Genomic DNA, 20,637 nt, shown 5'->3' on the forward strand with positions numbered 1-20,637 from the left:
ATAAAATATAAGAAAAAGCGAGGCCCGTCAAGCCTTTCCGCCAAAGAAAAAGCTGACAGCGATCAAGGTCCGGTCGCTCATTTGTCAAACAGTGTAAAGTATATTTACACTATTGTAAATATACTGTAAAACGAGAAAAGAAGTAGCTATTTGGCTACTTCTTCCACATATTTACATCCTAATAAGTTAGGATTCTTTTTCTTGATTCTTAGAAATACTCCGACTCTTGCCTTCAAGATACACCATCAAGATAGAAATGTCAGCTGGGTTGACACCTGAAATCCGGCTAGCTTGACCAATCGTTTCTGGATTAATCAATTTGAATTTTTGACGAGCTTCTGTTGCGATGGAGTCAATATCATCCCAGTCAATATTGGCAGGAATTCGTTTTTCTTCCATCCGCTTCATTTTTTCAACCTGATCTAAAGCTTTTGAGATATAACCCTCGTACTTAATTTCTGTTTCAATCAGCTCGATAATCTTATCATCTAGCTCTTCAGCAGCTGGTCCGATAAAGTTGACAACATCTTGATACGATACTTCTGGTCTTCTCAAAAATTCTTTGGCCGTGACAGCATCTGTCAATGGTTTAAAGCCTAGCGCTGCCACCTTCTCGTTCGTTTCCTTTACAGGTTTTAGCTTGATACTGTCAAGGCGCTTCATTTCATTTTCAAACTGATACTTCTTGGTTTCAAAACGTGCCCAACGTTCGTCATCAACTAGACCAACCTCGCGACCGATTTCTGTCAAGCGCATATCTGCATTATCATGACGAAGAATCAAACGATACTCAGCACGACTGGTTAACAGTCGATAGGGCTCAACTGTTCCTTTGGTCACCAAGTCATCGATCATGACCCCAATATAACCGTCACTCCGTTTCAATATGAGTTCGGGTTTTCCTTGGATTTTCAGCGCAGCATTAATCCCTGCCACAATTCCTTGGCCAGCGGCCTCCTCATAGCCAGACGTTCCGTTGGTTTGGCCTGCTGTAAAGAGACCTGAGATTTTCTTAGTTTCTAGTGTTGCTCGCAATTGATGTGGAAGGACCATATCATACTCAATCGCATAACCGGTTCGCATCATCTCAGCATTTTCCAATCCCTTAATAGAATGGACAAGATCTCTTTGCACATCTTCTGGTAAACTGGTTGACAAGCCTTGGACATAGACTTCTTCTGTATTACGTCCTTCTGGCTCAAGGAATAGCTGGTGGCGTTCCTTATCCGCAAAGCGAACAATCTTATCTTCAATAGATGGACAATAGCGAGGTCCAACTCCCTTTACAACACCTGTAAACATTGGAGCTCGGTGTAAATTGCTGTTGATGATTTCGTGGCTTTGACTATTGGTATAGGTTAACCAACAAGGGATTTGATCCTTTAAATAATCCTCGTCACGCGAATTGTAAGAAAAGTGATTTGGATTCTCATCACCTGGTTGAATTTCCGTTTCTTCATAATTGATTGACGATGCCTTTACACGTGGTGGCGTACCCGTTTTGAACCGTCCAATTTCTAGTCCTAAATTTTTGAGATTTTCAGCCAAATTGATAGAAGCAAGGCTATGGTTAGGTCCTGATGAATACTTGAGATCCCCAATGATGATTTCTCCACGTAAAGCCGTTCCAGTCGTGACAATGACAGCCTTGGCCCCATATTCTTGGTGGGTCGCTGTTCGAACACCAATAACCTTCCCATCTTCTACCAAAATTTCATCAATCATGGTTTGGCGAAGGGTCAAGTTTTCTTGATTCTCAACTGTCTTACGCATTTCCTTAGAATAGAGCTCTTTATCTGCTTGAGCACGAAGCGCACGAACTGCTGGGCCCTTTCCTGTATTCAACATTTTCATCTGAATATAGGATTTGTCAATATTCTTGGCCATCTCTCCACCGAGAGCATCTACCTCACGGACCACAATCCCTTTTGCTGATCCACCGATTGAGGGATTGCATGGTAAAAATGCCAACATTTCAATATTGATGGTTGCAAGTAGAACTTTACACCCCATCCGGCTCGCAGCAAGGGAGGCTTCTACTCCTGCATGTCCCGCTCCGATTACAATGATATCGTATTCTTCTATAAAATTATAAGTCATTTTTTCTCCTATTCTTTAAGATGGATGTGTCGTAATTGTCCGTCCCAATCTGGTAAGGCGGTTTTTAAAAATGCCGGCTTCAGATTAACAGTATGTAGATCATCTAAAGCAAGCCACCGGCAAGGTAATGGCTTCGCATCTTCTTGCATGGTTAACGGTGCATCTTCCAGTAAGTCCACCAAATAATGAAATTCAATGTTATGATAGTGGACCTCAGCTTGTTCAAAGCGATTTTCAACAATGAAAGCTAACTGAAGCGCTCTAGATGCGACCCCAAGTTCCTCTTTTACTTCTCGAACTACGGCATCTTCAGTAGCTTCATCCACTTGAATAGCACCTCCGATTGTATAAAAACCGTCCTCATCTTCTATGACGAACAAGCGATTGTCTTTTACAATCAAAGCAGTCGCTCTCACACCAAAAACAGTAGAACCTATTTTCGTCCGAAAATCCTGTTGCCTCATTTTACTTCCTTTCGAAATCACACAAAAATAGTCAAAACTCTGAGAAGTGCAGGACAAAAAAGCCTACAACATCCATGAGCTTTGACCATCATGACTATTGTTAAAGTTATTTTATCAAATCAAATCGTTTTGTCAATGCAAATCACTATTTGAGCAAGGTCTGCACACTGACGATAATCATCTGTATTCCTATCGAGAATAGTAAAAGTCCCATCATTTTTGTTATAATTTTCATCAAATTTTCTCCCAAGAAGCCTGCAATTTGTTTTGCACTTCTTAACAGGAGATAAGTGATGACACATAGTAGAGCAAAAGCAACTACGGTCATCAGTTGATTCTGCAAACCTCCATTAGCCAGACTTAAAGCAGTTGTAATTGTACCTGGTCCTGCAAAAAGTGGCATTGCAAGAGGAGAAATAGCAATAGACATTGGATCTGAATTTACTGCTTGCTGCTCCATTCCTTTATAGCTAGGTGAATGATTACCATTAATCATATGATAACCGATAACGGCCACTAATATTCCACCAGCAATTCTGAAAGAAACAATTGTAATTCCAAATACTTTAAAAATGAAATCTCCTGAAAAGATAAAAACAGTTACAATAACAAAGGCAATCAAAAGACTCCTAAAAGCAATTTTTCGTGAAATTTTTTGACTATCATCTGCTACTAAAGCCATGTAAGCAGGAAGATTTGAAATTGGGTTCATTATAGCGAAAAATGCCATAAATGCATAAAAAAAATTGAGAACTCATCGCTTTTACTTAGCTCCTTAACTCCAGTTAGATATACTGACAAACTTTACCATCTCGATAAGCATTGTCAATTAGTCCACCACCGAGACACTCTTCACCATCGTAAAAGACAACAGCCTGACCTGGTGTAATGGCCCGTTGAGGTTCTGCAAAAATTACCTCTGCCTTGTCACCCTTGACATGCACAGTCACTTTGGAATCTGGCTGGCGATAGCGGAACTTGGCTGTACACTCCAATGTAAACTCTTCTGGCATCTCTCGTGTAAAGTGAACTTGACTAGCTTGTAAACTTGTTGACATCAGTGCTTCATGATAGAATCCTTGACCGACATACAGAATATTTTGACTCAGATCTTTACCAACGACAAACCAAGGAGCATTGTCCCCACCTTGTTGGCCACCGATTCCAAGTCCACCCCGCTGACCGATCGTATAATACATCAAACCGGCATGCTCACCCATATCCCGTCCATCTACGGTCATCATTCGGCCTGGTTGGGCAGGGAGGTAGTTCCCTAGAAACTCTTTGAAATTCTTTTCTCCAATAAAGCAGATCCCAGTGGAATCTTTCTTTTTAGCCGTTGCCAATCCAGCCTCTTCAGCCAACCGGCGAACCTCAGGTTTTTCCAAATGTCCCAACGGGAACATGGTTTTTTGAAGTTGTTCTTGTGACAACTGGCTAAGGAAATAAGTTTGATCCTTCCCGTTGTCAACACCGCGTAGCATATGAACAATGCCATCCTCATCACGCGCCACACGCGCATAGTGACCCGTGGCTACATAATCGGCACCGAGTGTCATGGCATAATCTAAGAAGGCCTTAAATTTGATTTCTTTATTACACATGACATCCGGATTTGGTGTCCGGCCTGCACGGTATTCTGCAAGAAAGTATTCAAAGACACGATCCCAGTATTCTTTCTCAAAGTTGACAGAATAGTAAGGTATGCCAATTTGATCTGCAACTGCTGCTACATCTTTGTAATCTTCCGTAGCTGTACAGACGCCATTTTCATCTGTGTCGTCCCAGTTTTTCATGAAGATGCCAATGACATCGTAACCCTGTTGTTTTAACAACAAAGCTGTTACAGATGAATCGACACCACCACTCATTCCAACAACAACACGTGTTTTCGAGTTATCACTCATAGATTTCTCCCATCTTTTCGTTTCTCACGATTGAAGGTCGTGGTTTGCTTCAACGATTGAAGGTCGTTTTGAGCATTATCAATTGTAACACGCTTTATAGTAGAAAACAAGCATCTTGCCATCCTTCTTATTGGCTATTGTATCAATATGTTTACAAGTCCGTAAAGTAAATAGAGTCCTAGTAAAGAACTCTTCTAAATTATTTTAATACCAACCATTGGCCAGCCAGAAGTTTTTAGCTGCCGACCATGAACCATAGCGGTTGACAACATATTGATTGGCTACTTTTTCCTGATTTGCTTCGGATAAATCACCGTTTAAATAAGAAAGGGATAACTGGTAACGACCATAATATTTGCCATTTTGTGCTGTATAACTGCCACTTGATTCTTTCTGGGCAATCCATTCTTTAGCCGCTGCATCTTCGGCACTTAAGCCATCTGAAGCAGATACCGTAGTTGTTGCTTGTCCAGTGTTAGCTTTACTAGTGCTAGCTTGCTCTGTAGTATTAGTTGTTGCCTTGTCATCTTCAATCTCTAGAACTTGACCAACTGTAATAAGGTTAACATTGCTAATCTTATTTTTCTGAGCAATCGCATCAACCGTTGTATTCTTATTTTTAGCAATAGCTGATAAGGTATCACCTGACTTTACAGTGTAAGATTCTGCACTGGCAAGGACGGGAATAAACATTCCTGATAATAAGCTCAGTCCGATTACACGTTTTACAAAGATTTTTTTATTCATGGTTTTACACTCCTTTTCTGTATGTTCTTTATCTTACAGAAGAAATGTTTCAAAAACTTTATGAAATCACGTCAAATGTTTCAATAATATGTTAGCAAGAATAAAAAACACCTAAAATAAACTAGTTTTAAGTATCTTTTAAGTTTAAAACAAAATTTCCCTCTTAAATAGAAGAAAACATGCCCTAGATTTGTTATAATGAAAGAAAAGAAACCCTAAGGAGCTGACTGATGAATTCGCTTAAATTCCAATCCGTATTTGATATTATTGGACCGGTTATGATTGGACCTTCCAGTAGCCACACTGCTGGAGCTGTTCGTATTGGAAAAATTGTCTCTTCTATTTTTGGAGAGGATCCAACAGAAGTTGAATTTCAGTTGTTTAATTCCTTTGCCAAAACCTATCGCGGCCACGGGACAGACTTGGCCCTTGTAGCTGGTATTTTGGGTATGGACACAGATGATCCAAGAATTCCCAATAGTCTTGAAATTGCCCATGAAAGAGGAATTCGAATCGTCTGGTCTATTCAAAAGGAGAGCAATGCTCCTCATCCAAATACGACGACCATCACGGTGAAAAATGATCACAAAACCATCTCCGTCACAGGAATTTCCATTGGTGGGGGAAACATACAAGTTACCGAGTTAAATGGCTTTGCAATTTCTCTAAACATGAACACCCCAACTATTATTATTGTTCACCAAGACGTTCCTGGGATGATTGCCCATGTGACAGAAGCCCTTTCCCGCTATGATATCAATATCGCTCAAATGAACGTAACCCGTGAAAAAGCCGGTGAAAAGGCTATTATGATTATTGAAGTGGATTCTCGTAATTGTGACGAAGCTATTGAGTTAATCCGTCAAATTCCCCATTTACACAATGTGAATTTCTTTCAATAAGGAGACCCCATGTTTTATTCCATTACCGAACTAGTTGAACAAGCGACCCTCCACTATGAAGGAAATGTCGCAGAATTAATGATTGCAACTGAGTTTGAACTAACTGGTCGCGAGCGCGAAGAAGTTCTGACTCTTATGACACGAAACCTTGAGGTGATGAAAGAATCCGTTCATCTTGGACTCAATGACCAACTTTCTAGAAGTGGCTTGACCGGAGGAGATGCTGCAAAATTGGATCGCTATATTCGATCTGGAAAAGCCCTCTCCGACTATACTGTCCTAACCGCAGCCAAAAATGCTATCGCTGTCAACGAACACAATGCAAAAATGGGCTTAGTCTGTGCTACTCCCACTGCTGGATCAGCCGGTTGCTTACCTGCTGTTCTTACTTCAGCCATCGAGAAACTCCATTTAGATGAGCACCAACAATTGGAGTTCTTATTGGCCGCAGGAGCCTTTGGCCTGGTTATTGCCAACAATGCATCGATTTCAGGAGCCGAGGGAGGCTGTCAAGCCGAAGTGGGTTCCGCGGCAGCCATGAGTGCAGCTGCTTTGACGTTGGCTGCTGGGGGAAGTCCTTACCAAGCTAGCCAAGCCATTTGTTTCGTCATCAAAAATATGTTAGGCTTAATTTGTGATCCCGTTGCAGGACTGGTAGAGGTTCCTTGTGTCAAACGAAATGCTATGGGTGCAAGCTATGCCTATATTGCAGCGGATATGGCTCTAGCAGGAATTGAATCCAAAATCCCTGTCGATGAGGTCATTGACGCCATGTATCAAGTTGGATCTAGCCTACCAACTGCCTTTAGAGAAACGGCTGAAGGTGGTCTAGCAGCGACTCCAACTGGGAAACGACTACAGCATGAAATATTTGGAGACTAACCTATGAAGTACATATTTTTCGACTTGGATGGGACTTTAGTCGATAGTTCCGAAGGAATTGAAACCACCTTTCTACACACTTTCAAGGTGCTAGGAGTTCCTGCTCCTGATAAAGAGACTATTCGAACCTTTATGGGCCCTCCACTCGAAGTTACATTTACAAACCATCTTCCAAAAGAACTGGTCACAAAAGCTGTAGAAATCTATCGCACCTATTACAAAGAAACTGGCCAACAACAAACCTATCTCTACCCAGGTATCAAAGAACTCCTTCAACAATTGAAGGAATTGGGTTATCACTTATTCATCACCACCTCTAAGAATCAGGAAGTGAGTCTCGAAATAGCCCATTCACTAGGAATTAGTGATTGCTTTGAAGGGATTTATGGTTCTATCCCAGGATCCATGCACAAAGCTGATATCATTCAGCGTGTACTAGTGGATCATCAAATTCCAAAAGAGGAAGCTTGCATTGTTGGGGATACTAAATTTGATATCATTGGGGGAAAAACCATTGGTATTCACACAATTGCAGTCAGTTGGGGGTTTGCACCTCTAGAACAATTAAAAGAACAATTGCCTGATACCATCCTAGACTCTCCTCTAGAGTTACTCGCTTATTTAAATTCATAAAAGAGGTTTACAATTTTGTAAACTTCTTTTACTAATCTTTTCATGTCAGAATCAAAGATAATTGTCACAAAAGTTGACTAATAAAGTCATTCTTATTTACAACTCTTTACGTTCTCGTCAATATATGAAACAAAATAAAAAGAGGGTCTCCCCTCTTTTTTAGTATCCCCAAGCTGAAAGTCCTTGGTTTGAATAGGCATTATAAGCCGCTTGGATTTGATCATCAACTGTAGCAGTTGAACCCCAACCTGGCATTGTTTGGAAAAGACCACTAGCTCCAGATGGATTTGCTGCGTTCACTTGACCATTTGATTCGCGGGCAATAATGGCTTCCCAAGTTGATGCAGGAACACCTGTCATTTCAGCCATTCGAGCCGCTGCATAGGATCCAGTTTCTCCAGCAGTATTCCCATTAGCAAGTACAATCCCATTTCCAGAATTCGTAACAACAGGTGCTGCATTATAAGTAGCATTAGCAGTAGTTGTTGTTGAAGCCGCTACTTGATTTGTCGAAGCCTCGACTCCAGGTTCCTGACTTACTGTGGCAGTATTTACTTTGTTGATCAATGAATTTGAACGTTCACCCAACTCAATAATTTGACCAGCGTGGATCAAATCTTGATTGCTGATTTGATTCAATTCAACAAGCTTTTCGATAGTAGTGTTATTCTTAATCGCAATTTCTGATAAAGTATCACCATTTTTCACTTCGTATGTTTCAGCATTCACTACCACACCAGAAACAAAAAGTGAAAGAGCTGAGATAATAGAAGTTAATGTCCATTGGACTTTTTTTGTGTTCATCAATACATTCTCCTTTCGAACATAATACTATCTTACACATTAAATGTTACAGTTAGTTATAATTTATGTTACAAAGGTTACAAAATCATGTATTTTTCATGCAAAAAACGCTATAAATAGCGTTTTTCTTCATTTTTTTAGAAAAATTCCCCTATATGTAGTGGTGGTATTCTAATATTTCAACCAAAAAATGATAGCACCAACTGCTACTACAGACAGAATCGCTACACTATCTAAGACTTGCCATTTTAACTGCCTATATCGGCTTCTTCCCTCTCCACTTTTATAACCTCTTGCCTCCATGGCAATTGCAAGAGCATCTGCACGTTTAAAACTTGATGCAAACAAGGGAATTAAAATCGGTATAAAAGAGCGGATCTTCTGAAGGAGATTCCCTTCTCCAAAATCAACCCCTCTAGCTCTCTGTGCATTCATAATGCGAATCGTATCATCCATTAGAGTGGGGACAAAACGAAGGCTCATAGACAACATGAGTCCAATTTCATGAGCAGGAACTTTGATGATTTTAAATGGAGTTAACAACTTTTCTACGGCATCTGCTAAGCTTAAGGGCGTTGTTGTCAGTGTTAAAATCGTTGAAAATACAACAATGAGAATAAAACGACAAAAGATCACACCAGCTTGAGCAAGTCCTTTATCCGTTACAGTCAAAAAATAAAATTGAAATAATGTCTTACCGCCAGTCGTCGCAAACAACTGAAAGAGTGTGGTGAAAGCAATGATAAAGACCATCGATTTCAGGCCATTAATAAAAAAGCGGAAGGGGATCTTGGCACTCAAAATCAACGCAAAGGCCAACAAAAACAACAGGGCATTCGTCATCACATTATTGGCCCAAAACAAAATAATAATTAGTAAGAAAAGTCCTAGTAACTTTGCCCTTGGATCCATACGATGGAGAATGGAATTACCTGGTACATATCGTCCTAAAATCATGCTATTCATGTCCAATTAACTCCTTAAACTCCTGTAAAGTGATTGGTAAAGTTGGCAAAGATAGTCCTTTTTGGCGCAAGCGCCAAGCAAATTTCGTCACTTTCGGTACACCTAATTGTATGTTTTCTAATCCTTCTACATCCTGAAATACATCCCTTGGATGCCCAGACCTCACCATTCGTCCTTTTTCCAAAACATAAACAAGATTTGCGTATTCTGCCACATCTTCCATAGAATGACTCACAAGAACGATGGTCATCCCAGCTTGATGAAGTGACGCAAATAGCTTCATTAATTCCCGTCTACCTGACGGATCCAAACCAGCTGTCGGCTCGTCCAAGACCAAAATTTCAGGTTCCATCGCTAAAATGCCTGCAATAGCGACCCGTCTCATTTGCCCTCCAGACAATTCAAAGGGACTCCGTTCAAACAACTCTTCAGAAAGACCGACTAAGCGTAATTTTTCCTTAGCAATGCTCTCAGCTGATTCTTGGTCTACTCCAAAATTTTGAGGCCCAAATGCGACATCTTTTACAACAGTCTCAGCAAATAGTTGACTTTCTGGAAATTGAAAGACGAGACCCACTTTTTTCCGAAGATCCTTTAGCTCTTTTTGAGAAGACTCAGAACTAATGCGCATATCATTCATTTGCACTTCCCCTCGACTGGGCAAAAGCAAACCATTTAATAATTGGAGGATGGTTGATTTTCCACTTCCAGTATGCCCAATTAGAGCTGTATAAGAACCGCTTGGGATTTCTATATTCACATCAAAAAGAGCCGCTCCTTCAAAAGGAGTACCTTCTTGATAGGTATAACTAAGCTGTTTTAAAGCAATTCCCATAATAGTTTCTCTAGCTCTCCTTCAGTCTGATAGGTTTCTCCAACTGGAAAACCTTTTTGATGTAACATGCTACGCAATCGATTAGCGAAAGGTTCTTCTAATCCAATTTCATCTAGATCATCTCGAGAAAAGAGTTCTCTTGGAGTCAGATCCAAGGTCGCTTTTCCTTTTTCAAAGAGAATAACCCGATCACTTAGGGAAACTTCCTCTAAATCATGGGTAATAGAAATAACGGTTAACCCATATCGTTCTTTAACTTCTCGAACCGTACGAATTAGTTCTAGACGCCCTTCAGGATCCAACATGCTGGTCGCTTCATCTAAAATGATGATTTTAGGTCGTAAAGCAATAATTCCGGCAATGGCCACCCGTTGCTTTTGTCCACCGGACAACCTAGCGGGTTCGCGATCTTTGAACTCATCCATGCGGACCATCTTCAAAGCTTCGTCTACTCGTTGCACCATTTCATCTCTTGGAATTCCTTGGTTCTCCAATCCAAACGCCACATCATCTTCTACTGTAGCTCCAACAAACTGGTTATCCGGATTCTGAAAAACCATGCCAATTTCACTACGTTTATCCCAAACATTTTCAGGAGTTAACAAATCTCCAGAAATATAGATTTGACCAGATTCGGGTTCCAACAAGCCATCAATCAAACGGACTACTGTTGATTTGCCACTTCCGTTATGTCCAATAATGGATAACCATTCACCATGTTTCACGTGAAACGAAATATCATTTAACTGGTGGTTCTCATCTGTTTTTTGGTATTTAAATGTAAGGTTACGAACTTCTATAATATTATTCATTTATCTAAAGGTATCTTTAAAGAGGTAGGCACTGCCTTTAAAGTATTCATATCCAGAGTAAACTGTAAAGATTAGCGCAATATAAAGTGTTATTTGACCTAATAAATCCCAATGGAAGAGAAGGAAAATAATGGCAAACATCTGTGAGAAGGTTTTAATTTTACCAGGCATAGCTGCAGGTAAAACAACTCCTCCTGTTTCAACCAATAACAAGCGGAGACCAGTAACGGCTAATTCACGGCAAATAATAACTGCAGTTATCCAAGCCGGAACCATCTTTAATTCAATCATCATGATAAAAGCAGACATGACAAGAAGCTTATCAGCCATAGGATCTGCAAATTTCCCAAAGTTACTAACAACTTTCCATTTACGAGCCAGATAACCGTCTAAATAATCAGTGATACTTGCAACTGCAAATACGATTGCTGCTGCCACATGCCAACCATAACCTTTGCCAAATATTAGCATCAAAATAAAAATAGGAATAAACACAATTCGAATCAGTGTTAAGGCATTTGGGATATTTTCTTTTTTCATTCTAGTCTCCTTACTAGTTTACATGATAGTTTACATCTAATTGACAAAACCGACATCGATTTAATTCGACAAAATCGTTATTCCATTCTTTTCAGATTATTTAGGAAAAATGATAAAGTCCGTCATATCACAAGAGTTGACAAAATCTCGTCCAACCTTTACAACATCTTGTAAAGAAATACTTTGTAAAATTTTTGGAAGATCAAATAGGTTTTCACCCGTCTCAATTGGATTAAATTGACTAGCAATATAATCCAAAGAATTCAAACCATGTAAAAAATCACCAAACATTTCACTTTTAATTGTATCCAAATGCTCTTGGGTCACATCAGGATCTTTCTCAAAATTCTTAATGGCCGTTCTGAACTGATGGGATATACTAACAGGTTCTGAAGTGTCCATCGTTAACATCACAAAGTGAAAGGAAGACTCTACTTCAATTTCTAGTGTCAAGGAGTTGTCAAGTTTACAAACTTCATAAAGCGACTGAAATCGCTTGGATGTCCACCCAAACATCATTGCAAACAATAATTTGAGGATAATCTTATAGCGATACTGGTAAAGAGGAGAAATCTGATTTCTTCCACGAATACCAATTGCTAATTTTGGTGAAGCAACTTCCATCCGACTTGTCTCATTTTGAACAACCGGATTCAAGTCTACGGGTGAAATACGAGGAAGAGGATTTGATGAGGTCTTCATCTCGAATTCAGAAACAAGGTTAACAAGACTGTCAAGATTAAAATTTCCAACAACCACTAAATGCATATTGGATGGTTGGTAGAACAAATCGAAATTATCCTGTAAACTCTCTTTATCAATTTGAGAGAGAGAAGATACAGTACCAGCAATATCTTGGGCCAATGGTGTACCAGGATAGAGATTTGCCAGCGCCCTAAAGAATAATTGGTAGTCAGGACTATCTTGGTACATTTCGATTTCTTGTTGAATAATCAATTGTTCCTTCTTTAGAGAATCCTTTGAAAGATGAAGAGATTGTGTCATTTCCAGTAACAATCTCAGATTTTCATTGACATTCGAAGTAGTCGAAAAAAGATAACTGGTTTGTGTAAAGCTAGTAAAAGCATTGCTTTCAGCTCCCAGCTTTACAAAATGTTGTAAATAATCTTGACCATCTTGATCTTCAAATAATTTATGTTCAAGAAAATGTGCAATCCCTGCAGGAAATTCTTTTATTCCCTCTACTCCATCTACTGTAAATCTTGTGTCAACAGAACCGAATTTAGTAGAAATGATTGCATAGCTTTCATTAAAATCCGCTTTTGGAATTAAATATAACTTCAATCCATTTTGGAGACTTGTCTGATAAACACATTCTCCAACAGCTGGATAATCTATTTTCTCCAAATCTTTCTTTATCATTCTCTTCCTTCCATAAAATAGACCGCTTGTAATTTGAGTGATTTGGCAACAGCCATAATATCTTCTCTTGTCACCAGTTGAATGGCTTGAATCCAATCATCAATTGACAAGAACTGTTTTCCTAAAGTGGATTGTAAATAAGCTTTTTCAATCAAGGTTCCAGGTCGATCCTGCGACAATTTTGCAGCATTTATAATCATTTCTTTTGTCAAGCGCAGCTCTTCACTTGTAAACTTACCTCTCTTCAAGTCACTCACTTGACGACTCATCAGAGTCATCGTCCGGGTTCTATTTTTCCGATCGATCCCTGCATAGATACGCATAAAATGAGAAAAAATATCAAAATGGCTAGAGATAGTATAAGCCAATCCTTCTTTTTCTCGTATGACTGTAAACAATTTTGAGTGAGAGAAAGCACCCAGTAAACCATTTAAAACAATTAAAGCAAAATGCTCTTTCGCTCCATACTGCACAGGAAAGTGATAGCCTAACTCTAAAATAGATTGATGAGTATCTCTTTGCTCGAGTCCTTCTCTGACAACATTTGAAAAAGATTGGGCATAAAATAGATCGACATGAGATTTACGAGGTTGTAAACCAAATTCACTAATCTTTTCAATGACTGCTAGTTCATTGAAATCACCCATAAAGAAAAAGTCAATCAGATTTGTTTGAAGCATTTCTTGAAATGCTTGATAAGCTGACCCTTCATCCTCATTCTGAATCTGCTGGACACTTCCATACTTACTTAGTTTCATATCAGCTTGATCATAAAACAAACGATTCAATTGTTGGTGAGCATAATAAAAATGATTTTCAATTTCTGCTTCTAGTTCTGTAACGAGATTTTTTTTCTCTACTGAAAAAGTTTCTGAATGAAAGCATCCATTTTCTGCAAGAGGAGCATTCAGAGATACCTTTAATAAATCCAACATCTGATCTGTCAAGACATTTTTCTTACTCAAAAAAGCATCACGGACATAGGATAAATTAATATCAATGTAGTGCATTTGGCCGCGTTTTGAAACAGAAGTAGAAAAATTGGCTCCATACAAGTTCGCCAACTGCTCTCTAAATTGCTGGGAAGTTGGATAAAGTTGATTAGCTGTTTCGATCATGCGTGATGCTAGAACCCGTCCTGCTATTGTTTCTTCAGAAAGGGGGGCAGAGAATCGCACTTTAATCTCATTGGTCTTAAATTTTTCTGATTTCATAAAATGGATTCGAACACCAGTAACTAATTCCATCGTCATCCTCGTTCTAACAAATATTACTCTTCATTATATCATGAAATCCCTGTAAAATCTTTCCCAGACAGATTAAAAATCGTTTACACCGACTCGCCCTATTTTAGGTTTTTCATCCTTTTGTGGTATAATAACTATCATTGAGGTGAACTATGAACTATAAACTTTTTGATGAATTTATCACACTACAAGCCCTTTTTAAAGAACTGGGAATCATCCAAAGCGGTGGAGCCATCAAAGCCTTTTTACACGAAAATCAAGTAGAGGTCAATGGAAAAGTGGAAACCAGAAGAGGACGTAAGTTACGAGTCGGAGATACAATTGAAGTGATTGGTGAGAAGGAAATCATAACGATAACACAACCTAGTCCAGAAGAAATTGAAGACTACCAAGCTGACAAGATAGAAAAAGAACGTGTTACTCAATTGGTGAAGAAATTAAACCAAGAACAGAAAAAACATTCTAAAACCAAAAAAGAAGAGAATAAGCGGAAGCCTGTTCGTTTCCCAGGAACATAATATGTGGCTTAAATCCATACACATTCAGAAATTTCGAAATTATAAAGAAGTAGATCTTCAATTCCACTCTGGTTTGAATATTTTCTTAGGCCAAAATGCTCAAGGAAAAACCAATCTCCTCGAATCCATCTACTTTTTAGCCTTGACCCGCAGCCATCGGACCCGTTCCGATAAAGATTTAATTCATTTTCAAGAGGAACAATTTACTGTTTCAGGGATCTTAGAAAAAAAAACCGGCTCAATCCCTTTAGAAATTTCCTTATCCTCAAAAGGACGAGTCACTAAAGTGAACCACTTAAAACAAAGCAAGTTATCAACCTATATCGGTAACATGAATGTAGTTCTCTTTGCTCCAGAGGATTTACAACTTGTTAAAGGCTCACCCGCTCTTCGCCGCAAGTTTATTGATATTGATTTAGGCCAGATGAAACCCGTCTATCTATCAGATTTAACAGCCTATCATCATGTTTTAAAGCAGCGAAACAGTTACTTAAAAACGGCAACTACCGTAGACCCAACCTTTTTAGATGTTTTGGATGAGCAATTAGCAGATTATGGTAGCCGGGTCTGCATCCATCGGAAAGATTTTCTTAAAAAATTAGAAGACTTTGGGCAAGAGAAACATTTTGAAATTTCGAATCAAACTGAAAAACTATCTATTCGGTATGATTCCTCCATTCCTTTTCAAGATGAGAAGACACTTCGCCAAACCTTTATTACCTTGCTTCGAGAAAATCGGACAAAAGATCTCATCAAAAAAACAACCAGTGTTGGTCCTCACCGAGACGACATTAGCTTTTACATCAATGATATGAATGCGACTTTTGGTAGCCAAGGGCAGCACCGCAGTGTTGTTCTTTCCTTAAAATTAGCAGAGATTTCATTAATTGAATCACTGACGAATGAAAAGCCGATTTTACTCTTAGACGATGTTATGAGTGAACTTGACAACAATCGTCAACTACATTTACTAGAAGTTATCTCTCGTGACATCCAAACATTTATCACAACTACTACCTTAGATCACCTAAAAGACTTGCCTGAAGACTTAAAAATCTTTAATATTCACTCAGGTCACGTTGACGAATAATTAACAAGGTTGTCAATTTTTATTGACAACTTTTTGACATAATAAAAGTGTGAAATCTTATGATTTCACACTTTTATTTTTTATTGAACAGAGTAGTTTGGTGCTTCATTGGTAATTTGGACATCGTGTGGGTGGCTTTCTTTCAACCCTGCCCCAGACATTTCAACAAATTGTGCATTTTCATGCAATTCTTGAAGGTTGGCAGCTCCAACATAGCCCATACCAGAACGGATACCACCAATCATTTGGAAGACGATATCGGCTGCTGAACCCTTATAAGCAACCCGACCTTCGATTCCTTCTGGAACCAATTTGTTGGCTTCATTAACAGAACCTTGGAAGTAGCGGTCGCTTGAACCTTTCTTCATTGCTGCAATAGATCCCATACCACGATAAGTCTTGAACTTACGTCCTTGGAAGATTTCAGTTTCACCTGGTGCTTCATCTGTTCCTGCAAACATAGATCCAAGCATGACTGCATGACCACCAGCAGCAAGAGCTTTTACAATATCTCCAGAATACTTGATCCCACCGTCAGCAATGATTGTTTTTCCATATTCACGCGCAACAGCAGCTGCGTCATAAATCGCTGTAACTTGAGGAACTCCGACACCAGCAATCACACGAGTTGTACAGATTGAACCAGGTCCAATCCCTACCTTAACCACGTCAACACCTGCATCATAGAGAGCACGCGCTCCCTCAGCTGTAGCAATATTACCTGCAATCAAGGTGCGATCTGGGAAATGAGCGCGAATTTCAGCGATTTTACGAAGAACACCTGCAGAATGACCATGGGCTGTATCGATGACAATAGCATCCGCACCAGCTTCAAACAATGCTTCCGCACGCTCAAAAGTGTCAGATGTAACTCCGACAGCACCTGCTACTAAAAGACGACCAAATTCGTCTTTCGCTGCATTTGGAAACTCAATAACTTTTTCAATATCCTTAATGGTAATCAAACCTGACAAACGACCATTTTCATCCACCAATGGTAATTTTTCAATACGGTGTTCTTGAAGGATCCGTTCAGCTGTTTCTAAATCTGTACCAACTGGTGCAGTCACAAGATTCTCGCTGGTCATATGGTTGGAAATTGGTTGATCATAATCAGAAATAAAGCGTAGGTCACGGTTGGTCAAGATCCCTACTAGTTTACGATTTTCCAAGGTTTCAACCACAGGTACACCACTGATCCGGTAACGTCCCATAAGTTCGTCTGCCTCAGCAATGGTATGTTCAGGTGTTAAGAAAAATGGGTCAATGATAACGCCGTTTTCAGAGCGTTTTACTTTACGAACTTCATCTGCTTGTTGGGCAATGGACATATTTTTATGAATAACCCCAAGTCCTCCAGCACGGGCAATGGCAATAGCCATCTGGCTTTCAGTAACTGTATCCATCGCAGCTGTGATGATTGGGATATTCAACACAAGGTTATCCGACAATTTTGTACGAAGATCTGCATCGTTTGGTAATACATGACTTTCAGCTGGAATGAGCAATACATCATCGAAGGTATAACCTTTTTTCAAAAATTTAGTGTCCCAATTTGACATTCCCATTTTCCTCTTTTCTTTCTTTTTGAGCCAAGCTCGTCTTTTTTGATTGATAATATCATACCATTCTAAGATAATTTGTCAATCATTTGTACAATATTTCAAAAAGAGGTGTTGGAACCTCTTTTGAATCATTTTTTTATTGAATCATCTCAATATCAAGAGCTTACTTGAAATAGTTTAAGCCCATAGCAGATTTGACTTGATCAAGGGTTTCTGCTGCAACCGAACGCGCTACTTCACTACCTTTTTGAAGCATATCATAAACTTGTCCCATATCTTTAGCAAATTCAATCCGTCGTTCGCGAATAGGTCCCAACTCTCTTTCAAGAATCTCTAACAAATAGCGTTTGGTTTTAACATCTCCTAAACCACCCCGTTGGTAATGGTCTTTCATTTCTTGAATGGTCGCCTGGTCTTCTTCTTTTCCAAACACATCTAAATAATGGAAAACCATATTTCCTTCGATTTTTCCTGGATCTTCGACACGAATATGCTCAGGATCTGTATACATACTCATGACCTTTTTCTTCAAAGTATCCATATCATCGGCTAAATAAATACCATTTCCAAGAGATTTAGACATCTTAGCATTCCCATCCAAGCCAGGCAAACGACCCGCGGCCTCATTTTCTGGGAAAATTCCTTCCGGTTCAACCAAGACATCGCAATGATACGCATGATTAAAGGAACGAACAATTTCACGAGTTTGCTCAATCATGGGCTTTTGGTCAGTTCCAACAGGCACGAGATTGGCTTTAAAAGCGGTAATATCTGCAGCTTGGGAAACAGGATAAACCAAGAAACCAGATGGAATAGACTCTCCGAATCCTTTTTGGGCAATTTCTGTCTTAACGGTTGGGTTTCGTTCCAAACGTGAAACAGAGACCAAATTCATGTAATACATGGTCAATTCCGCTAGCTCAGGGATTTGACTTTGAATAAAAATGGTTGATTTCTTTGGATCTAAGCCAGCTGCTAAATAATCTAGAGCAACATTTCCAATAGACTCAACAATGGTTTGCGGATCTTTAGCATGATCCGTTAGGGCTTGCTGATCGGCTAAAAAGACAAACATCTGGTACTTGTCTTCATTTTGCATAAGAACTCGATTCTTCAACGAACCGACATAGTGTCCAATATGGAGCTTCCCAGTCGGGCGATCTCCAGTTAAAATAATCGGCTTGGTCATTTTTCTTCCTCCCTGAAGTACAAAATAAAAGCCCACGCATAGCAAAAACTATGCGAGGGCGTCTGAGACACGGTGCCACCTCACTTAGAACAGCATATGCTGTTCTCTCTGACTCATCACAAATGAGCTGCACATAAGGCCTGCTAGCCGAATCTCTATTGGTTAAGATTCTATTTGAACATCAGTCCATTTCATTCTGTTTCGTTGCTTATTTTCAGCGACCATAAGCTCTCTAAAAAACGAATACAAATTACTCTTCTGATTGCTTTTCATTATATAATGACATCAAAGGAAAGTCAAGCTCTTCACCCTTTTCTACAGACTAAATGACTTCCTCCAATGCATAAGGGTATTCATTGAAAAATCAAGCGTTTTCTAGTAAAATAGGCTTATATAGACAGAAAAAGAGGAGAACTATACGTGTTAACAGTTACAGACGTCTCACTACGTTTTAGTGATCGTAAACTTTTTGATGATGTCAACATCAAATTTACAGAAGGAAATACCTATGGTTTGATTGGGGCCAATGGTGCTGGAAAATCAACCTTTTTAAAAATCTTAGCTGGGGATATTGAACCGACAACTGGTCATATTTCTCTTGGACCAGACGAACGTCTTTCTGTTCTTCGTCAAAATCACTTTGACTACGAAGATGAGCGTGCCATTGATGTCGTTATCATGGGAAATGAAAAACTTTATAGCATCATGAAGGAAAAAGATGCTATCTATATGAAGGAAGATTTTTCAGATGAAGACGGTGTCCGCGCAGCAGAACTTGAAGGAGAATTCGCTGAACTAGGTGGTTGGGAAGCAGAAAGTGAAGCTTCACAACTCCTCCAAAATCTGAATATTCCAGAAGAGCTCCACTACCAAAATATGAGTGAACTGGCAAATGGGGATAAAGTAAAAGTCCTCCTAGCCAAAGCTCTCTTTGGTAAGCCAGACGTCCTTCTTTTGGACGAGCCAACCAACGGTCTTGATATTCAATCCATTACCTGGTTAGAAGATTTCTTGATTGATTTCGAGAATACCGTTATCGTTGTATCTCACGACCGTCACTTCTTGAATAAAGTATGTACCCACATGGCCGACCTGGACTTTGGAAAAATCAAACTCTATGTTGGTAACTATGATTTCTGGAAAGAATCATCTGAACTAGCTGCCAAGTTGTTAGCAGACCGGAACGCTAAAGCAGAAGAAAAAATCAAACAATTACAAGAATTTGTGGCTCGTTTCTCTGCCAATGCGTCAAAATCGAAACAGGCAACTTCGCGTAAAAAGATGCTTGACAAGATTCAGTTAGAAGAAATTGTCCCATCTAGCCGAAAATACCCATTTATCAGCTTTAAAGCGGAACGAGAAATTGGGAATGATCTGTTGACAGTAGAGAACTTATCTGTAAAGATTGACGGTGAAACTATTCTTGACAACATCAGCTTCATCTTACGTCCAGGTGACAAGACAGCTCTTATCGGACAAAACGACATCCAAACCACTGCCTTGATCCGCGCGATTATGGGTGAAATCGAATATGAAGGAACTGTCAAGTGGGGCGTCACAACTAGTCGCTCTTACTTACCAAAAGACAATTCAGCTGACTTTGCAGGTGGTGAGTCGATTCTTGACTGGTTGCGTCAATTCGCAAGTAAAGAAGAAGATGACAATACCTTCCTTCGTGGATTCCTGGGACGCATGCTCTTCTCTGGAGATGAGGTTAACAAGCCTGTCAACGTCTTGTCAGGGGGAGAAAAGGTGCGCGTGATGCTTTCAAAACTCATGCTTTTGAAGTCAAATGTTCTTGTACTTGACGATCCTACAAATCACTTGGATTTGGAATCAATTTCAAGCTTGAACGATGGATTGAAAAACTTCAAAGAATCGATCATCTTTGCCAGTCACGACCATGAGTTTATTCAAACTCTTGCCAACCATATCATTGTTCTTTCAAAAAATGGTGTCATTGACCGGATTGATGAAACCTATGATGAATTCTTAGAAAACCAAGAAGTTCAAGCAAAAGTTAAAGAACTTTGGAAAGACTAAGAAATCACTC

General features: G+C 39.4%; 19 protein-coding genes, 1 pseudogene and 1 other annotated feature. Of the genes and pseudogenes, 6 read left to right on the forward strand and 14 right to left on the reverse strand.

Going from position 1 to position 20,637, the window contains the following annotated elements:
- Positions 1–186: 186 nt before the first annotated feature.
- The 5 genes and pseudogenes from mnmG to ADH27_RS01200 form a co-directional block, all read right to left on the reverse strand.
- Complete coding sequence (gene mnmG, locus ADH27_RS01180) at positions 187–2,100, reverse strand: tRNA uridine-5-carboxymethylaminomethyl(34) synthesis enzyme MnmG (protein WP_048690979.1); 1,914 nt, start codon at positions 2,098–2,100, stop codon at positions 187–189.
- An 8-nt stretch (positions 2,101–2,108) separates the two neighbouring features.
- Positions 2,109–2,564, reverse strand: a complete 456-nt coding sequence (locus tag ADH27_RS01185) for an NUDIX hydrolase (RefSeq protein WP_048715078.1) — start codon at positions 2,562–2,564, stop codon at positions 2,109–2,111.
- A gap of 145 nt (positions 2,565–2,709) precedes the next feature.
- Positions 2,710–3,309 (reverse strand): annotated as a pseudogene (locus ADH27_RS01190) (MarC family protein); the annotation flags it as partial.
- Positions 3,310–3,349: 40 nt separating this feature from the next.
- Entirely contained in the window at positions 3,350–4,471 is a 1,122-nt protein-coding gene (mnmA, locus tag ADH27_RS01195) for a tRNA 2-thiouridine(34) synthase MnmA (RefSeq protein WP_048715081.1), read from the reverse strand.
- 204 nt (positions 4,472–4,675) lie between these two features.
- Positions 4,676–5,218: a LysM peptidoglycan-binding domain-containing protein gene (locus ADH27_RS01200; protein ID WP_048715083.1), complete on the reverse strand. Its 543-nt coding sequence runs from the start codon at positions 5,216–5,218 to the stop codon at positions 4,676–4,678.
- A 230-nt stretch (positions 5,219–5,448) separates the two neighbouring features.
- On the opposite strand from ADH27_RS01200, the gene sdaAB reads away from it, so the two are divergent.
- Genes sdaAB through ADH27_RS01215 form a run of 3 tightly spaced genes read left to right on the forward strand, consistent with a single transcriptional unit; the run spans position 5,449 to position 7,635 of the window.
- Positions 5,449–6,120, forward strand: coding sequence for an L-serine ammonia-lyase, iron-sulfur-dependent subunit beta (gene sdaAB / locus ADH27_RS01205; protein WP_006595350.1), 672 nt, complete (start codon positions 5,449–5,451; stop codon positions 6,118–6,120).
- Positions 6,121–6,129: 9 nt separating this feature from the next.
- The gene (sdaAA, locus tag ADH27_RS01210; RefSeq protein WP_048715086.1) at positions 6,130–7,002 is read left to right on the forward strand and encodes an L-serine ammonia-lyase, iron-sulfur-dependent, subunit alpha; all 873 of its coding nucleotides are present in this window, start codon (positions 6,130–6,132) and stop codon (positions 7,000–7,002) included.
- 3 nt (positions 7,003–7,005) lie between these two features.
- Entirely contained in the window at positions 7,006–7,635 is a 630-nt protein-coding gene (locus ADH27_RS01215) for an HAD hydrolase-like protein (RefSeq protein ID WP_048715088.1), read from the forward strand.
- A 159-nt stretch (positions 7,636–7,794) separates the two neighbouring features.
- Here ADH27_RS01215 and ADH27_RS01220 read toward each other — a convergent pair whose 3' ends face one another.
- The 7 genes from ADH27_RS01220 to yfmF all read right to left on the reverse strand — a co-directional run bounded on the left by ADH27_RS01220 (position 7,795) and on the right by yfmF (position 14,222).
- Positions 7,795–8,439 carry a LysM peptidoglycan-binding domain-containing protein gene (locus ADH27_RS01220; RefSeq protein ID WP_048715090.1) on the reverse strand — a complete coding sequence of 215 codons (645 nt, stop codon included), beginning with the start codon at positions 8,437–8,439 and terminating at the stop codon, positions 7,795–7,797.
- Positions 8,440–8,610: 171 nt separating this feature from the next.
- A complete protein-coding gene (locus tag ADH27_RS01225) occupies positions 8,611–9,405 on the reverse strand; it encodes an energy-coupling factor transporter transmembrane component T family protein (RefSeq protein ID WP_048715092.1) in 795 nt (264 codons plus the stop codon).
- Positions 9,398–10,240 (reverse strand): energy-coupling factor ABC transporter ATP-binding protein, encoded by an 843-nt coding sequence (locus ADH27_RS01230; protein ID WP_048690995.1) that lies wholly within the window; start codon positions 10,238–10,240, stop codon positions 9,398–9,400. Before ADH27_RS01230 ends, ADH27_RS01225 begins: the two co-directional genes overlap by 8 nt.
- Positions 10,225–11,052 (reverse strand): energy-coupling factor ABC transporter ATP-binding protein, encoded by an 828-nt coding sequence (locus ADH27_RS01235; protein ID WP_006595344.1) that lies wholly within the window; start codon positions 11,050–11,052, stop codon positions 10,225–10,227. The genes ADH27_RS01230 and ADH27_RS01235 overlap by 16 nt, the downstream gene beginning before the upstream one ends.
- On the reverse strand, positions 11,053–11,592 hold the full coding sequence (pgsA, locus tag ADH27_RS01240; protein WP_048715093.1) for a CDP-diacylglycerol--glycerol-3-phosphate 3-phosphatidyltransferase: 540 nt from the start codon (positions 11,590–11,592) through the stop codon (positions 11,053–11,055).
- Positions 11,593–11,688: 96 nt separating this feature from the next.
- Complete coding sequence (yfmH, locus tag ADH27_RS01245) at positions 11,689–12,975, reverse strand: EF-P 5-aminopentanol modification-associated protein YfmH (protein WP_048715095.1); 1,287 nt, start codon at positions 12,973–12,975, stop codon at positions 11,689–11,691.
- Positions 12,972–14,222 (reverse strand): EF-P 5-aminopentanol modification-associated protein YfmF, encoded by a 1,251-nt coding sequence (gene yfmF / locus ADH27_RS01250; protein ID WP_048715098.1) that lies wholly within the window; start codon positions 14,220–14,222, stop codon positions 12,972–12,974. The genes yfmH and yfmF overlap by 4 nt, the downstream gene beginning before the upstream one ends.
- Before the next feature lie 152 nt (positions 14,223–14,374).
- Between yfmF and yaaA the strand changes: the two genes are divergently transcribed.
- Both yaaA and recF read left to right on the forward strand, forming a co-directional pair.
- On the forward strand, positions 14,375–14,740 hold the full coding sequence (gene yaaA / locus ADH27_RS01255) for a S4 domain-containing protein YaaA (protein WP_048715100.1): 366 nt from the start codon (positions 14,375–14,377) through the stop codon (positions 14,738–14,740).
- 1 nt (position 14,741) lies between these two features.
- Positions 14,742–15,830 carry a DNA replication/repair protein RecF gene (recF, locus tag ADH27_RS01260; protein ID WP_048715102.1) on the forward strand — a complete coding sequence of 363 codons (1,089 nt, stop codon included), beginning with the start codon at positions 14,742–14,744 and terminating at the stop codon, positions 15,828–15,830.
- Between the two features lie 80 nt (positions 15,831–15,910).
- Here recF and guaB read toward each other — a convergent pair whose 3' ends face one another.
- Together guaB and trpS are read right to left on the reverse strand one after the other, a co-directional pair.
- Positions 15,911–17,392, reverse strand: a complete 1,482-nt coding sequence (guaB, locus tag ADH27_RS01265; protein WP_048715125.1) for an IMP dehydrogenase — start codon at positions 17,390–17,392, stop codon at positions 15,911–15,913.
- A 166-nt stretch (positions 17,393–17,558) separates the two neighbouring features.
- Positions 17,559–18,584 carry a tryptophan--tRNA ligase gene (gene trpS, locus ADH27_RS01270; RefSeq protein ID WP_048691007.1) on the reverse strand — a complete coding sequence of 342 codons (1,026 nt, stop codon included), beginning with the start codon at positions 18,582–18,584 and terminating at the stop codon, positions 17,559–17,561.
- Between the two features lie 51 nt (positions 18,585–18,635).
- Positions 18,636–18,861 (reverse strand) — a binding site (T-box leader).
- A gap of 143 nt (positions 18,862–19,004) precedes the next feature.
- Here trpS and ADH27_RS01275 point away from each other — a divergent pair.
- A complete protein-coding gene (locus ADH27_RS01275; RefSeq protein WP_006595336.1) occupies positions 19,005–20,627 on the forward strand; it encodes an ATP-binding cassette domain-containing protein in 1,623 nt (540 codons plus the stop codon).
- The last annotated feature ends 10 nt before the right edge of the window (positions 20,628–20,637 follow it).

Origin of the sequence: Streptococcus sp. 343_SSPC (assembly GCF_001072385.1) — a bacterium.
Lineage (GTDB): Bacteria > Bacillota > Bacilli > Lactobacillales > Streptococcaceae > Streptococcus.

Excerpts from the sequence above, each read along its gene's own strand:
- trpS (WP_048691007.1), bottom strand. The coding sequence starts at position 18,584 with ATGACCAAGCCGATTATTTTAACTGGAGATCGCCCGACTGGGAAGCTC.
- ADH27_RS01235 (WP_006595344.1), bottom strand. The coding sequence starts at position 11,052 with ATGAATAATATTATAGAAGTTCGTAACCTTACATTTAAATACCAAAAA.
- yfmH (WP_048715095.1), bottom strand. The coding sequence starts at position 12,975 with ATGATAAAGAAAGATTTGGAGAAAATAGATTATCCAGCTGTTGGAGAA.
- guaB (WP_048715125.1), bottom strand. The coding sequence starts at position 17,392 with ATGTCAAATTGGGACACTAAATTTTTGAAAAAAGGTTATACCTTCGAT.
- pgsA (WP_048715093.1), bottom strand. The coding sequence starts at position 11,592 with ATGAAAAAAGAAAATATCCCAAATGCCTTAACACTGATTCGAATTGTG.
- ADH27_RS01230 (WP_048690995.1), bottom strand. The coding sequence starts at position 10,240 with ATGGGAATTGCTTTAAAACAGCTTAGTTATACCTATCAAGAAGGTACT.
- ADH27_RS01215 (WP_048715088.1), top strand. The coding sequence starts at position 7,006 with ATGAAGTACATATTTTTCGACTTGGATGGGACTTTAGTCGATAGTTCC.
- ADH27_RS01185 (WP_048715078.1), bottom strand. The coding sequence starts at position 2,564 with ATGAGGCAACAGGATTTTCGGACGAAAATAGGTTCTACTGTTTTTGGT.
- ADH27_RS01200 (WP_048715083.1), bottom strand. The coding sequence starts at position 5,218 with ATGAATAAAAAAATCTTTGTAAAACGTGTAATCGGACTGAGCTTATTA.
- mnmG (WP_048690979.1), bottom strand. The coding sequence starts at position 2,100 with ATGACTTATAATTTTATAGAAGAATACGATATCATTGTAATCGGAGCG.
- sdaAA (WP_048715086.1), top strand. The coding sequence starts at position 6,130 with ATGTTTTATTCCATTACCGAACTAGTTGAACAAGCGACCCTCCACTAT.
- mnmA (WP_048715081.1), bottom strand. The coding sequence starts at position 4,471 with ATGAGTGATAACTCGAAAACACGTGTTGTTGTTGGAATGAGTGGTGGT.
- recF (WP_048715102.1), top strand. The coding sequence starts at position 14,742 with ATGTGGCTTAAATCCATACACATTCAGAAATTTCGAAATTATAAAGAA.
- ADH27_RS01220 (WP_048715090.1), bottom strand. The coding sequence starts at position 8,439 with ATGAACACAAAAAAAGTCCAATGGACATTAACTTCTATTATCTCAGCT.
- sdaAB (WP_006595350.1), top strand. The coding sequence starts at position 5,449 with ATGAATTCGCTTAAATTCCAATCCGTATTTGATATTATTGGACCGGTT.
- yfmF (WP_048715098.1), bottom strand. The coding sequence starts at position 14,222 with ATGGAATTAGTTACTGGTGTTCGAATCCATTTTATGAAATCAGAAAAA.
- yaaA (WP_048715100.1), top strand. The coding sequence starts at position 14,375 with ATGAACTATAAACTTTTTGATGAATTTATCACACTACAAGCCCTTTTT.
- ADH27_RS01225 (WP_048715092.1), bottom strand. The coding sequence starts at position 9,405 with ATGAATAGCATGATTTTAGGACGATATGTACCAGGTAATTCCATTCTC.